This is a genomic window from Deltaproteobacteria bacterium (assembly GCA_009930495.1).
GTDB lineage: Bacteria > Desulfobacterota > Desulfovibrionia > Desulfovibrionales > Desulfomicrobiaceae > Desulfomicrobium.
Genome location: RZYB01000432.1, coordinates 1 through 1,198 on the forward strand (window position 1 = coordinate 1; position 1,198 = coordinate 1,198).

Here is a 1,198-nt window from a genome sequence, read left to right on the forward strand (position 1 = left end):
TTCGCCGTCCTCGACGACGCGGAATCTGTCCTCGGGAATCAGCAGCAAATCCATGAGCATGGCCTTGGCCTTGGCGTTGGTGACGACCACGGCCTCCGGGTACAGATCCAGGACCACGGCGATGGTCCCGGAATGGTCCTGTTCCGCATGCTGCGAAACCAGGTAGTCAAGCCTGTCCACGCCTTCCAGGTGCTCCAAGAGCGTATCGACCATGTCCGGGTCCACGGCGTCGATGAGCGCCGTCTTCTCGCTACCTTCAACCAGATAGGCGTTGTAGGTCGTGCCGTCCGGCAGGGGAACGAGCGCATCAAAAAGCCGCCGGTCCCAATGGACTGCGCCCATCCAGGACACACCCTTCGTGATTGTTTTTCTGCGCATCCGACTGTCCCTCCATTGTTGATCATCGTGAATATTTCGTTTCCGGCACGGCCCGGGCATTTGCGCGGGCTACCACCAAAATTCCGGATACCGCCGGTTTTTGGGGATATTGTTGACGGCCAGGGCGACCAGCACCAGAACCACGGCTCCAAGCCCGGCCGAAACAAAGGGGTACAGATATCCCAGATTGTGCACCGCATCCCCGCCGATAACGGCGATCAGCGCCGTGGCGCCGCCCGGAGGATGCAGGGTCTTGGTCAGGTGCATGAGGGCGATGGCCGTGGCCACGGCCACGGCGGCCGCCAGCCAGGGCGTGGAGCCCAGAGCCTGCTGCATGCATACACCAACCAGGGCGGAAAGGACATGCCCTCCGATCACATTTCTCGGTTGGGCCAGGGGGCTGCGGATGGCGCCATACACCAGCACGGCCGTGGCTCCGAAAGAACCGATCATGAGCGCCAGGCCGATCTGGTCCATGAGCCGGACGTGCAAAAGGCCCACGGCCGCGATACCCACGAACGCACCCACCCAGGACCACGCCACCTCGGCCAGGCCCACGCGTGGCGGGCTTTGCGTCGTGCCGCGCATTTTCTTGAAATACTCCACCGCTCACCTCCCCACGCACATGGAGCCGACAAGGTCGCTCCGGGTGACAAGACCCAGCACCCGCCGGTCCGCGTCACAGATGGGCAGGCGGTTGATGGCGCGCGCGGTGAACAGTTCCGAAATCTCGGCCACGCTGGTCTCTGGCGCGGCCACGATGGGCGGGGCGCTCATGAGGTCGTCCACCAGCACGTGACGCAGGTCCGCGACCATGCAG

Annotated in this window: 3 protein-coding genes; all 3 read right to left on the minus strand. The window is 63.8% G+C overall.

The annotated features are described in order from the left end of the window. Positions 1 to 378, minus strand: a 378-nt coding sequence (locus EOL86_15250) for an MBL fold metallo-hydrolase (GenBank protein ID NCD26926.1), incomplete at its 3' end; no start/stop codon positions are given. A 69-nt stretch (positions 379 to 447) separates the two neighbouring features. Continuing rightward, a complete protein-coding gene (locus EOL86_15255) occupies positions 448 to 984 on the minus strand; it encodes an HPP family protein (protein NCD26927.1) in 537 nt (178 codons plus the stop codon). Positions 985 to 987: 3 nt separating this feature from the next. Then, on the minus strand, positions 988 to 1,198 hold a 211-nt coding region (locus tag EOL86_15260; protein ID NCD26928.1), incomplete at its 5' end, for a CBS domain-containing protein.